Here is a 12,667-nt window from a genome sequence, read left to right as displayed (position 1 = left end):
CGCATTCAGGCGTAGGCTATCGGCACGGAGATTCTTTCCTCGGTCTCGCCGGGCAACCAAATCGTGAAGATTATTCACGATGAATTGGTTTCATTGCTCGGAGGTGACTACCGTCCGCTGAAATTGGGCGGGATGCCGGCAATCGTGATGGTTTGCGGTTTGCAAGGTTCCGGTAAGACAACGTTTTGTTCAAAGCTTGCATTGTGGCTCAAACAGCGAAAACGCTATCCGATGTTGGTCGCCGCCGACGTATATCGTCCGGCCGCTATCGACCAGTTGGTGATTCTCGGCGAAAAAATCGGGATTCCGGTTAGTGTGGGCGACCGCAAGAATCCGTTATCGATTGTAAAATCCGGTATCGACGAAGCGCGCCGGCAAGCCCGCGACGTCGTGATCTTGGATACCGCTGGACGACTCGCCATCGACGATGTGATGATGGGCGAGCTGGAGAAAATCAAAGCGGCGGTGAACCCCTCGGACATCTTGTATGTTGCCGATGCGATGACGGGACAGGATGCAGTCAATACCGCCGTCGAATTTGCCCGTCGTATTGATTTCCACGGTGTTGTGCTGACCAAGATGGATGGCGACGCCCGTGGCGGCGGCGCGTTATCGATCCGGGCGGCAACCGGACGACCGTTGCTGTTTATCGGAACCGGTGAAAAACCGGACGCCTTGGAACCGTTCCATCCTGACCGGATGGCGAAACGGATTTTAGGGATGGGCGATATCGTAACCTTGGTAGAACGGGCGCAACAGGCAGTCGACGAGAAAAAAGCCGCTGAGCTTGCGTCCCGGTTACAAACGAATACGTTTACTTTCGACGATTTTCTCGAGCAGATCGAGAGTATCAAGAAGATGGGCTCGTTACAGGATTTGGTGAAAATGATTCCCGGCGTCGGCGCGAAATTGAAAGACGCCGAAATCGACGAAAAAGAACTCCTCTACGTCAAAGCGATTATTCAAAGTATGACGAAAGACGAGCGTCGTAGGCCGCAAATCATTGATGGTTCACGCCGCAAACGGATTGCGAATGGCTGTGGCAGACCGTTACAGGAAGTGAACCGATTGCTCAGTCAATACGATCAAATGCGTAAGCTGATGAGCAAGATGGGTGGCTTCAAGTTTGGAAAGGGCGGGAAACTCCCCTTTGGACTCGGTTGATCGGATTAGCCGAGTCGAAATACGTATTAGAAACGCAACCAAGTTCGTGGCAGTGAATAAAGTGTTTACGCCACAAGAGAAGCGGATTCGCAGCAAAAATACCGTTTCCGCCGAAATCACCACCGGAGTTACACCGGTGCTCTAAAGTGAGAATGAAAGGATAACAGGAAGACAATGGTTAAAATTCGTTTAGCGCGGGCTGGCCGCAAAAAGCGCCCCTTCTACCGCATCCTGGTGACCGATTCCCGGTCGCCGCGTGACAGTAACTTTATCGAAAAATTGGGTTATTACGATCCGCTACCAAAACAACAAATCGTGAAACTCGATTGGCAGAAGGCATTGAGTTGGCTCGAAAAAGGCGCCCAGCCGACCGATACCGCCCGGGCAATTTTATCGAACCAAGGCGTGATGCAGTTGTACGAAATGAAAATGCATCAAAACGCAACGCCCGAACAGTTAGACGCTGCGCTGAAGGCATGGATGGCAAAGTATCCCGACCGGTTTGCCACTACTGCTGAAATTGAAAAAAGCGAATAACGGATTCGTGCAGTAATGTCTGAGCGAATCACTGTGGGGAGAATCGTCCGGCCTCACGGCTTACGGGGAGAAGTGGTCGTACAGTCGTTAAGCGACGCTCCTCATCGTTGGAAAACCGGCGAGCGGTTCTTTGTCAGTTTCGACAAAATAATTCCGGTAACGAAAGCGCTGTTAGCGAGTTATCCGGTGTTAACGCTGGAGAAGTACCAAGTGCGCGGCGAGACGGCGTTTTTCACCGTAAAGTTTACCGAAGTCTCCGAACGTGAAATCTCGGAACGTCTGGTTGGTGCTTTCTTGGAAGTGGAAGAACGACAACCGCTCAAGGGAAAATGGCTCTTTTACAATGACGATTTAACCGGGATGTCAGTCTACGACGATCAAAGCCGTATATGCGGTACTGTCGTCGAAGTACAGGAGTATCCCGCTTCGCATTTGCTCGAAGTTCGTTCGGAATCCGGTGAAACCGCGTTAGTGCCGTTTCTCAAGAAATTCGTCAAAGCGGTCGATCTCGAACAACGAACAATTACACTGAAACTGTTACCCGGTTTACTCCCGTGGATGGATGACTAACGATTCGCGAGGAACGAAGCATGCGATCATGCGCATGCGAAGTGACGTGGCGATCTTAGCAGAAGTGGCAACTTTGTTTCAATCGATGTTTGCCAACGGGTGAGCGATAAATGGTAATCGACGTACTCACGCTATTTCCGGAGCCGGTATCGGCAATTCTTCGTTCGAGTATTCTCGAGCGAGCGGAAAAGAGTGGCATTGTGGAGTACCGTTGTCATCAATTGCGGGACTGGGCGACCGGGAAACATCGACCAGTCGACGACATTCCATTTGGCGGTACGGCGGGGATGGTGTTGAAACCGGAACCGTTGTGCAGCGCAGTCGATGAATTGCGAGCGACAGCATTACGCGAAGGGCAAAGTCCGTATGTGATTTTCCCGACGCCGGATGGTGTACCGTACACGCAGGAAATCGCAAAATCGCTGTCGAAACGTTCCCGTTTACTCTTTGTCTGTGGACGATACAAAGGGGTAGACGAACGCTTTCGGGCGACCCGGGTCGATTGTGAATTGTCATTGGGCGATTTTGTTTTAACCGGGGGAGAAATCCCTACGCTGGCGATGATCGACTCGATTGTTCGCTTGATCCCCGGGGTGTTGAACGATTTTGAATCGGCGGAAGTGGACAGTTTCTACGATGCACCACTGCTCGATTGCGAATGGTATACCCGGCCGTGGGAGTTTGAAGGAATGACGCCGCCGGAAGTATTGCGCAACGGCAACCATGCCGCCATCGAAGCGTGGCGAAGCGAGCGGAGAAAACGCCGGACGAGCGAACGCCGCCCTGATTTGTTAAACGATTTTTAATAGCAGAGGTTGCAGTACGCGACCTAATCAAAGTGGTGTCTTTTTGTACACCCTTTCAGTGAATGAGGACAACGTATCATGGATTTTAAATACTTTATCACCGCTGGACAGATGAAACCGGCGGAAGCGATTCCCCAATTCAATATCGGTGACACCATCGCCGTTCACATGCGTGTGATTGAAGGGGATAAAGAGCGTATTCAAGTGTATCAAGGCACCGTTATTGGTCGTCGTGGCAGTGGACTATCCGAATCATTTACTGTCCGGAAGATTTCCAATGGCGTCGGCGTTGAACGTATTTTGCCGCTCCATTGCCCGAGTATCGCGAAGTTGGAAGTTATGCGTCGCGGTTCGGTCCGTCGGGCGAAGCTATATTATCTCCGCGGCTTGACTGGCAAGGCAACCCGCGTGAAAGAGAAGTCTACTTATACCAAAGCTTCACATGCGTAATCGTAGGCAACGTTTAGGCAATCGTTCCCTCATTCTTTGACAGCTTCCGGCGAGTCGCATTCACTGCTCGCCGGAGATCGAACGCTTCTACCGAAGCGGCAGGGGAAGATGGTGTGAGTCCGTCACTGCCCCGCAACTGTAATCGGTAATCTGGGAAACCGGCTTATCGTGAGTCAGGATACCTGCGCAATGAACGACGTTGCCTCCGCGGGGAGGGGTCGTGAATCGTATTGCTCCGGAAACGAATTTTTCCGGAATCACCGGCTCGATGGTCGCCGCCGTACGAATTGGCGTATGGTCGGCGACGGTTGTAGCCGTTGGTTATCTACTCGTTTTTCTCCCAAATATCGAAGGGGTCTCCATTACGGTCGCATTGGCGGGCGCAACGTTAGGTTGGCGTTCCGGCATTGCTATTGGTGCGATTGGTGAGGGACTCTACTCTTTACTGAATCCCTGGGGACCGCCCGGGGTATTTCTCCTCATAGCCCAAGTATTGGGTGTGGCGTTACTCGGCGGTGTTGCCGGGTTCTATCAAAAAGTATTTCCCGGTACTACTTTGTTACACCGGTTGGGGTGGGGTCTGGTTGGACTGCTCATGTCGATTGTATTCGATGTGATAACGGTATTATCCTTTCCTTTACTGGCAGGGATGGAGAAAGTATCACTCACCACGATTCTGGTGATGCAAATTCCGTTTACTGCAGTAAAAGCGGCAGTAAATACCGTTCTGTTCTTCGTTGCGATTGTACCCTTGCGCGATAAATTGCAAGTTGCTTTAGCGCAATCGCTTTTCCGGAGAGTCTCATGAAGTCTGCGCGAATTCGTTTCTTACCGATCATTCCTCGATCCTGTCGAGCCGTAAGAAACTCCCTGCGAATCCTTGCCATTGGATTAGTTGGTTGTGCGTTCCAACTCTCGTTTGCCGGCGAATTCGTTCCGTCCAGCGGTACCGGTGGGACGCCGGTTGTTACCGATACTACGAAACCAAAACAACTGAATGTTATTCCCACCAATGAGAATAAATCCACCATCGATACGAATGCTTGGAACCGTAAACGCGTAAAAACCCGTAAAACCGAATTCCCTTTGAAAGACAGTTCCTTACTAATCCCAAAGACTTTTTCGTTTTTCCGAGTAGATACCAACGATTATTCCCCATCATTTTCTAATTCGTCATTACTGGCAACCGATGAGCGCTCGTTCGCTGATGGCTGGCGACGAATGCCCGGCATCTATTCGCTGCATCATGGATTCTACGGACAGCCGGCATTTGCAATCGCACCGCACGATCCCCAAGGGATGAAAACGGAAATTTTCGGGAGGGACAATTCCAACCCGATATCCGGGTTCACCCCCGACGACTTACTGCCAGTACGGGGCGTATCAAACGTTTCCGGCGGGCCTTTCAGTGAGGAAGGAAATGTCGTAAAAATCGATCCGCTGATACCAACGCCGCGCCGGGCAATGATGCTGGTCGATTACCGGGATGGATTTTATGCCTTGGGTCGAGCGGATTTCCGGTTCTTTCAACCGTTGACGACCATCGACCATTGGGGTTTCGCTACGTCGGTATCGCAGGCGGACGGCAGGTTTCGGGGAGCTGCGCTTGACGCAACCACATTGCTAGCGCACTATCGCCACACCCCGATTGGTAAACCGGCATTTGCTCTCTTCGGTAGGCAGACGACCGATCATTACGGTATCGCCTATTATGAAGAGAATATGCGGTCGATCAAGCGGTTCGATGTCGATGCAATCCTTGCAAAATCGTTACCGGGTGAAATATTTGTCGATTCGTTGTTACGCGATTCCCTCGAACGGAACGCTTCTCCCTCCTTATTACCATTTTCCCATTGGAAATTGCAAGGGTATTGGACCCGGAATCAAACACGCCTGTTTCGACTCCCGGTAAATGAGGGTCGTCGGTTAGGGGTAAGCGGTACGGTCACGAATCGTATTGGGTCTGGAGAAATTGTTACATCGCTTCGATTAGAGGAGTTACGTGCCAACCTAGATCAAAGTCTGGTTCCAGTGCAAATACAATTGGAAGGAAAGGTTTCCGTCTCGCAGAATTGGCTCGTTCCCGTCCGAGTCACACTTTCGGGGATTGGCACAAATCAGTACAAAACGGAGCCACAAGGTAAACTTGCATTCGACTTACCGAATACACTCTTTGAACGGACTACTGTTTGGAGTGCGCGATCGGTTCGTTTCCCGACGATAGAGGAACTTTATCAAAACGATTCGCTTACGCAGTACTCACGATCCTACGATCCGGTGGTTTTAGCTAACAGCGCTACGAAAATGTATGCCGGTTATGAGAAGTTGCAACCAGTGAAGAGTTGGCGAGGTGGATTCCAACTGAAAAAGAATTTTTCATCTCAAACCGTAACCGAGCTGTTTTTTACATCGGTAACAGAAACCAATCCGATTGCAACAACTATTCAACTCGATACGATATATGGTTCGGTGTATTCTCCACGAAACGGAGATGAGCTGAAGTACAATATGGCGGGTTTTACGTTCAAGTCTCACCCCTTTGGTTGGGGAGTAATCGATGCTACCGGCACGTATGTCAAGTATGAAAACGAAGCCCCTTATTACGTTCCGACAGTGTGGGGGCAATGCGATATTGGAACGGTCGGCAGCTACAAACGCGATGCTTTACAATGGAGTGCGATAACCCGGTTTCGCTTTATCGGAGAGCGAGAGTGGATTACAACGCAAGGTACGACCAAGAAAAGTGCTCGGGTTCCGATCGACCTCTTACTCTCGGTGCAAATATACTCACTCCGCATCAATTGGGGCGCTACCAATTTCTTTGGTGAGAACTACGAAGAACTACCCGGTTTTCAAGCGATGCATCGGGAAGAGGTGTGGGGAATTCGCTGGACCTTGTGGGATTAACCATGCGGTGGCAGTTCCTGTGTATGCTTAGGTTCGCTCTGGTTATATTTCCATCGTTGCTGTTAGCTAACGAAACGATAGACACGCTTCGTTTACCGGTGTTGGTCGTCGAATCGAGTTATCAATCATCGACTCTACTTGATACCCTTCCGAAAAATAGTCGCTCCGACTGGGAAGTGCCCGGTTTGTTGCTACGTGAGTATTATGCCGCCGCACCGATTCGGATTGGACTGTTTGGAAACAATCCAGTGGGAACGTTATACACGATTGATAACTTTCGTATGAACGATTCGCGGAACGGCTTAGCCGATTTTCGTCAAACCCCGTTTTGGCCAGTTACTGCTGCTTCGATTTCGACTGGCTCCGAATCGGGGTCGCAAGGGGGTGAAATTGCGATTCGCTTAGCAACGCCAGCATTAACTAAACGAAGCCTCACAAATGTGTATTTTGATGGCGAACAGAACCGTGGTGCGGATTTTTATTGGTTAGGCGGACAGCGCTATCCGGTCGGAATTGGTTTTACTTTCCGGAATCGACCACAAGGTAGCAATTATCCCGATCCCCATGACCGCCGCCGGGATCGATTTCCATCTTACGAGTGGCATAATCTCCGTATCGCGTACACCCCAATCATGGATAAATATCCAATCGAGTTGGCGTTTTCCTTGCATCGCTCAAAGCGGGGAGTACCCGGTTTAGTGGGACGAGCAGTCGAAACCGAATCGATCGAAACGAAAGATGTTTATCGTATTACCGGTTCTTTGAAGAAACCATTTCTAATTCAATGGATGATTGGAACCGACCGGCAACGCTTAACCCGACCAGCCGAACAACATTCCCCTGCTGGTATCACACAGTTTCTACCGTTTGATGAAGAGTCACGTTGGCAAGGACTGGAAGTATATTCAAAATACACGAAACCACTAAATCGTGTAACTTGTGTATCCGGAGAATTCCGGGGAGCAGTCGATAAAGTAACCACAGTTGACCACATTTCGGCAAACGCCAATCATGCATCGAATACCGCGGGTAGATCAACGGTAACAACAACTATCCAACTTCGCCGGGAGTTTGCATTATCCGGGGTATCGGCTTGGGTTGCGGGCGCCTTGCAGTTCGATGGGGGATACTGGTGGAAAGAGCGCATTGAACGTGCATACCTGTTGCCGCGCTTCTCGGTTGGGTTCCAACCCCAAACAGAAACGAATATTGTGTTTCGTGTTGGCGATGCGATTCGTTGGCCATCGCTTACCGATTTGTACTTAGCTTCGACGATTTTTGCGACGGGCAATCCTGAGTTACTTCCGGAACGTTCCCGGGAATGGAGTGCTGAGCTGCGTTACCAGCATAAGCGATGGTCGCTACTGATAATGCCATACACCCGGACAGTTGAAAACGGAATCGTCTGGAAAATGAATTCTCGCGGTCAGTACATGCCAAAGAATACACAAGAAACGATTGCGAGTGGATGTGTCGTAAGTTCAGAGCAAAAATGGTGGACACCGTTTTCCACGAGAACCTCATTCTCCTATGCCGATGCGAGAATTGCCACATCAGACGATGTAAATCGGGGAAATCAGTTACCACTGATCCCGAAAGTTCAACTCGACGCGAAGGCGCATTACCGTTTTGGAAATGGTCTTCAACATGAAACGTATTTCCGATGTTACTACCAATCCCGACGTTATACGTTAGAAGCCAATACCGACCCCAAAACTGGAAAAATGTATGATTTACCATCGGAAACGATTCTCGACGCGGGTGTTTCCTATCGGTTGTTTATCAATGAACAAACCAATAACACTCTCACGGTATCGCTTGCGCTACGTAATATATATAACCGGGAACGTTGGGCGTTAGAAGGAGTGGCGTTGCCGGGACGGATGGTAGAATGTTCTTTTCAATGGTTAGGGTGGTAGGAGTTACTCATGATTCGGTTGAGATTTTTCGTTATTAGCACAGTCTTGTTATCATTTCTGAGCCTGATCGGATGTTCCGGTCCGGGACCATCTTCTTCGGAACCAGTCGCCATTGCAGGCAGCAAGAGTGTTCTGTACATCGCGAATGAATTTGCCCGGACTTTGAATGCACTGGAATTAGCAAGTGGCAGCAATCGCACGGCTATTCGGGGACTTGATCCAACCGCCAACGATATTGTGCGTCGGCCACATACGAATGAAATCTGGGTACTGCATTCGGAAACGGCGAGTATTCTAAAGTACTCTATCCAGACGAATGAAGAGCAAGCGCCAGTGTTTCTGGAATCAGTGGATCTTTTCTTATATAGTACAAATCCCAATCCCTATTCCCTTGCCTTTAGCGCGAGCGGCAATTATTACTATGTCACCAATTGGCTGGAAAATACAATCGGTTGTTACGACGTAAATACCAACATTCCCGTGAATGGTCATTTGAACGTCGGCGTTGCTCCGCAAGGCATTGCGGTACTACCGGACGGACGAGTCGTTGTAACAAATACGAACTATCTCGCAACACAACAGTTTGGAATTGGATCGATCATGGTGATTGATTCATTGGCATCCGAGGTACAGAATACAATTCAAGTTGGTGTGAATCCGCAAGTCGCACGCGTAAATGGAAACGACTTATATGTCGTGTGTACTGGGAATTACAATGATATCGGTGGTGCATTGTGGCATTTCAATGCGACTTCTTTGGCTGTTATCGGGACACCGATTGTGTTTAGCGCCTTTGTTGGTGATTTAGCGATAGGTTCCGATTCTACCGGTGGTTTGTGGGGCTATCTTCCGGCTTGGAGTTTAAGTACGAATTCAGTGGGAACTGTACAGGCAGTTCGTTTAGATAATTGGGTCTCGGTGGGAGCGATTCAACTCGCTGGCGGTCCGAGTCGCATTACGATGTTACCCGATAGCGGATTTGCCGTTTCACTATTTGAATCGGATCAAATCTTTGTACGAACAAAAGCGGGTGTTGGATATTACTTTAGTGCTTCCGACGGACCAAAGGCACTCTTGGCGGTTGAAAAGTCCGACTGAGCTAAACATAATTCACTACAACATAAAGGGGCAAGGTGTCTTGCCCCCCTACTTTTTTGTTTAAAACACTGATTACTTGCCTTCACCGTTCAGCACAACGATTGCATCGAGATCGAAGGAATCGCCATCGTCAGGTATGCTGGAACCACAATCGGTTAATTTCACGAAAGTAGCATGTTGCAATCCAACGGTTGCTAAATCGAAGCCATCTCCCCCCGCTTCCGGGAACATTGTAGGATTGATGTTTCCATTGGTTGGGGTTCGACCTGCCAATCCTACGAAAGTTATTGTGTCATAAGGGAAAGTAAACCAATCGTTCCCATTATCGCTTACGGACACGAAGGCGCACTCCTGGTACAATTCATGAGATATCCGGTTCTCAAAGACATTTTCAAAAATGGTGAAGTCGACTCCCTCACCGTTTTCGATGCCGCCATCGCGAAATGCCAACACAAGTTCGCCACCATTTCCCATCGCAAGGATTTCAGTTTCCCGATTAGAGGGGGAGTACCAACTGGCAGAAGTATCGGGCGCTCCTAATACATTTCCGGGATAATTCGATTGTCCAAATCCCGCTCCTGAACCGGGACGGAAGGAAATCACTTCATCGGGCCACGGGTCGGCAGTTTCCGGAACAACCGGGTTTTCGGAATCGTCCTTTGAACAACCCAAAAGACCGATAAGCAAGAGTAGGCAGAGCCAATGGAAGTGGTACTTCACTTCACTAACTCAAGTGGTATTGTTTCTTGAGAACCTTTCCCTATCCATTGCGCAAAGTAAGTACCGCTTGCCTTATCGTTAAGACGAATCGTGATTCGGGTATTGCCGCTACCATTGCCATGAACGACATTCCGCTGAATCTCTCGCCCGCTCCGATCGAAAATTGTTAGGGTTCCCGATTCGCTATGTGGTAACCGGAGGAGAATATTCGTACTCGAGTTAAATGGATTTGGATACACCGTTTGAAGTACGGTGTTGTTTGGTACGTGTGATCGCTGTTCCGAAACGGTATTGTTTCTTCCCTGCCAAAACTCCATCGCCGCAGCATTGCCAGAGGTGGAGTAAGATTGACCGGGATTCCAATCGGAATCGAAAACATTAAGAACATCTAATTGCAATGATGAAACTACAAGGGAATCCTGTACCGTGGCAACAACATTCCAGTCAGCCACAACGGCTGCCGGAACGATCAAACGATAGTCGCCAGGTTGTGTCTGCTCAATCTGAAAGACTCTTGGTTCGTTGGAATCGATCAAGACAATTCGCCCTGAAGTAGTGGCTGTAATGCTGAAAGGGTGAGCAGTAATAGTAGGATGGATGATACTCGTTGTAAGTCCGGTTGGATGGATGATTGTGCAATTACCAGCGATCGGCGGTTGCGTCCAACTGGTTCCGGAACAGGCAACGTAAATGTTCTCATCGTAAACGCACAATCCTTGTGGATTCGTGCCGACCGCGATACTGTCGATGAGTAATCCGGTGATTGGGTTGTGGCGAGCGACGTATCGCCCTGATCCAAAACCGGAACCGCTGACATACAGTTGTCGATTCGCCAAAAGAACATCTTGTGGATAAGATGCTGTGTTTACCGTAGCGAATTGCTGGTTCGTACTCAATCGAACTCCGGCGATTTGACTTGATCCTAACAAGGTCACCCATGCGGTATCGCCAACGATTGCAACGTCGTAAGCATTAGAGAAAGCAGGGAAGGTGCAGGTCGTCCATTGGATGACTCGTTGCAGTTGGATTGCTTGGGTCACTTCGATTACGGTGGCATACCAGAGCGCGCTACCGCTTCCCGTTTGAAACCCACCCGAATGAACAACAATAACATATTCTTCTGAGCATTTGACCCGGTTCGCTGTCGTACCTAACGACCCTAAATCGACTGCTGCAGATTGATCCAACGGTTGCCAGATGAGATGAGAATTCGTAAAATTCCGGATGTAGAATATCCCATGTGAATCAGGAAATGCGGCATTGCTGACAGTATGTAAACCACTGGTGGCAAAAATGAGAAACGCAATGGTGTGTCGAGTGCGGAATTGAGATAACGACTTGATAATTAAATCGACGATCATGAGACCTCCCGTCCATGAATATGAAGCATCGGGGGAGGAGTAGGACTGGTGTTGAGAATGCGGTAAGGAATTCGCACCGTCGTCTCGCACCCCGCGAGTGGGCTAACAGTGTCGAAGCCGGTTTCCGGACTTGCGTATCAGCCGTGGGGCTGACCGAATCGCCTTCCCATTTTCCCAACCGATTCGTTCGATCCGGTGAAAACAGTGGCATGTCTGATTCGTTTCAACGCTTACCGTGGCGGGGGCCGCTCCTGATTTTCGTTGCCGAGCACAGGATTCCCGATGAAGTATGTACACTTCGACACCCCAAAATAACAACGAATCCATTCCAGAGCAAAATGAACCGGTTGTGTTATCGATTACGAACAACAAAAACGGGGTGTATCGCTACACCCCGTTCTGTATTGCTCTCGGCAAGAAATGATTACTTCGCAGCGATTACGATATTGGTGCCTTTGAAACGATCCGGGTTCGTAAACAACACTGTAGCGTTTCCCCCTTCCAAGGTGACTTTATAATCGACATTGGCTTTATACATCGCTTCCGGGAATATCGTGATGCCTTTGATTTGCTTTAAGCCAACATTGGCGGCAGTGAGCGAAATCTGTTGCAACTTCGACAAATCCAGCGTACGGTCGAATTGTACTTTCGAGAGGTCTTCGCTCTTGATTTTTCCGAGGAACGGTTTCTTGAGTGCACCCTTCTTGGACAATTCATTGAAGTTGCCAATCGAATAATAAACCGAATTCAATTTGAGGGTGAGTTGTTCCTTCTCTGCATTGAGAACTTGCTTTTCGGCGCTCACTTTGGTCACTTCATCCTTAGCGACATCACGCTCTTTGCTTATCGTTTCCATCTGACCGAGCAGCGCGGCTTTACGCTTTTCTAAATCAGCGACTTGTGCTTCGAGATCGGATTTCGCTTGGACTAGCGCTTGCCGTTCCTGTTCCAACTTGCGTTTGGTAACACGGCGCAATTGGTTCGGAGAAATCCGGGCTTCGCCTTGCGTAACTGCGGTTAGATAAGTACCGGTCTTCTTATCGATGAGGTGCCAGACATAGAAACCGGGCAGCAGTTCGTCGAATTGGGCAACCTTCTCGAGTGCGACTAAAGCGCTGTCGCGGGAGAAATTCGC

Annotated in this window: 11 protein-coding genes, 1 pseudogene and 2 riboswitches; of the genes and pseudogenes, 9 read left to right on the top strand and 3 right to left on the bottom strand. The window is 49.4% G+C overall.

Annotated features, from left to right (window positions below; genetic code table 11):
• Nucleotides 1-30 precede the first annotated feature (30 nt).
• The 9 genes and pseudogenes from ffh to OEM52_09905 all read left to right on the top strand — a co-directional run bounded on the left by ffh (nt 31) and on the right by OEM52_09905 (nt 9,451).
• Complete coding sequence (gene ffh, locus OEM52_09945; GenBank protein MDK9700452.1) at nt 31-1,164, top strand: signal recognition particle protein; 1,134 nt, start codon at nt 31-33, stop codon at nt 1,162-1,164.
• A gap of 174 nt (nt 1,165-1,338) precedes the next feature.
• Nucleotides 1,339-1,590, top strand: a pseudogene (gene rpsP / locus OEM52_09940) (30S ribosomal protein S16).
• 126 nt (nt 1,591-1,716) lie between these two features.
• Nucleotides 1,717-2,271 (top strand): ribosome maturation factor RimM, encoded by a 555-nt coding sequence (gene rimM, locus OEM52_09935; GenBank protein MDK9700451.1) that lies wholly within the window; start codon nt 1,717-1,719, stop codon nt 2,269-2,271.
• A 110-nt stretch (nt 2,272-2,381) separates the two neighbouring features.
• The gene (gene trmD, locus OEM52_09930; protein MDK9700450.1) at nt 2,382-3,077 is read left to right on the top strand and encodes a tRNA (guanosine(37)-N1)-methyltransferase TrmD; all 696 of its coding nucleotides are present in this window, start codon (nt 2,382-2,384) and stop codon (nt 3,075-3,077) included.
• 78 nt (nt 3,078-3,155) lie between these two features.
• Complete coding sequence (gene rplS, locus OEM52_09925) at nt 3,156-3,527, top strand: 50S ribosomal protein L19 (protein ID MDK9700449.1); 372 nt, start codon at nt 3,156-3,158, stop codon at nt 3,525-3,527.
• 64 nt (nt 3,528-3,591) lie between these two features.
• A riboswitch (cobalamin riboswitch) is annotated at nt 3,592-3,732 on the top strand.
• A gap of 15 nt (nt 3,733-3,747) precedes the next feature.
• Nucleotides 3,748-4,335, top strand: coding sequence for a hypothetical protein (locus OEM52_09920; GenBank protein MDK9700448.1), 588 nt, complete (start codon nt 3,748-3,750; stop codon nt 4,333-4,335).
• Nucleotides 4,332-6,434: a hypothetical protein gene (locus OEM52_09915; protein ID MDK9700447.1), complete on the top strand. Its 2,103-nt coding sequence runs from the start codon at nt 4,332-4,334 to the stop codon at nt 6,432-6,434. The genes OEM52_09920 and OEM52_09915 overlap by 4 nt, the downstream gene beginning before the upstream one ends.
• Nucleotides 6,435-6,436: 2 nt before the next feature.
• On the top strand, nt 6,437-8,353 hold the full coding sequence (locus OEM52_09910) for a TonB-dependent receptor (protein MDK9700446.1): 1,917 nt from the start codon (nt 6,437-6,439) through the stop codon (nt 8,351-8,353).
• A 9-nt stretch (nt 8,354-8,362) separates the two neighbouring features.
• Nucleotides 8,363-9,451 carry a hypothetical protein gene (locus tag OEM52_09905; GenBank protein MDK9700445.1) on the top strand — a complete coding sequence of 363 codons (1,089 nt, stop codon included), beginning with the start codon at nt 8,363-8,365 and terminating at the stop codon, nt 9,449-9,451.
• A 72-nt stretch (nt 9,452-9,523) separates the two neighbouring features.
• Here the strand turns inward: OEM52_09905 and OEM52_09900 are convergent, their stop codons facing one another.
• From OEM52_09900 to OEM52_09890, 3 genes are all read right to left on the bottom strand, one after another.
• Nucleotides 9,524-10,171 carry a cell surface protein gene (locus OEM52_09900; protein ID MDK9700444.1) on the bottom strand — a complete coding sequence of 216 codons (648 nt, stop codon included), beginning with the start codon at nt 10,169-10,171 and terminating at the stop codon, nt 9,524-9,526.
• Nucleotides 10,168-11,532, bottom strand: coding sequence for a T9SS type A sorting domain-containing protein (locus OEM52_09895; GenBank protein MDK9700443.1), 1,365 nt, complete (start codon nt 11,530-11,532; stop codon nt 10,168-10,170). The genes OEM52_09900 and OEM52_09895 overlap by 4 nt, the downstream gene beginning before the upstream one ends.
• A gap of 97 nt (nt 11,533-11,629) precedes the next feature.
• A riboswitch (cobalamin riboswitch) is annotated at nt 11,630-11,848 on the bottom strand.
• A 108-nt stretch (nt 11,849-11,956) separates the two neighbouring features.
• Nucleotides 11,957-12,667: hypothetical protein (locus OEM52_09890; protein MDK9700442.1), on the bottom strand; the 711-nt coding region annotated here is incomplete at its 5' end.

It is taken from the genome of bacterium (assembly GCA_030247525.1).
Lineage (GTDB): Bacteria > Electryoneota > JAOADG01 > JAOADG01 > JAOADG01 > JAOTSC01.
The sequence above is the reverse complement of the archived record's forward strand: the minus strand, read 5'-3'. Positions and strand labels throughout refer to the sequence as shown.

Coding starts and splice junctions, on each gene's coding strand:
- OEM52_09915 (MDK9700447.1), top strand. CDS start 4,332: ATGAAGTCTGCGCGAATTCGTTTCTTACCGATCATTCCTCGATCCTGT.
- OEM52_09895 (MDK9700443.1), bottom strand. CDS start 11,532: ATGATCGTCGATTTAATTATCAAGTCGTTATCTCAATTCCGCACTCGA.
- OEM52_09905 (MDK9700445.1), top strand. CDS start 8,363: ATGATTCGGTTGAGATTTTTCGTTATTAGCACAGTCTTGTTATCATTT.
- rimM (MDK9700451.1), top strand. CDS start 1,717: ATGTCTGAGCGAATCACTGTGGGGAGAATCGTCCGGCCTCACGGCTTA.
- OEM52_09910 (MDK9700446.1), top strand. CDS start 6,437: ATGCGGTGGCAGTTCCTGTGTATGCTTAGGTTCGCTCTGGTTATATTT.
- rplS (MDK9700449.1), top strand. CDS start 3,156: ATGGATTTTAAATACTTTATCACCGCTGGACAGATGAAACCGGCGGAA.
- trmD (MDK9700450.1), top strand. CDS start 2,382: ATGGTAATCGACGTACTCACGCTATTTCCGGAGCCGGTATCGGCAATT.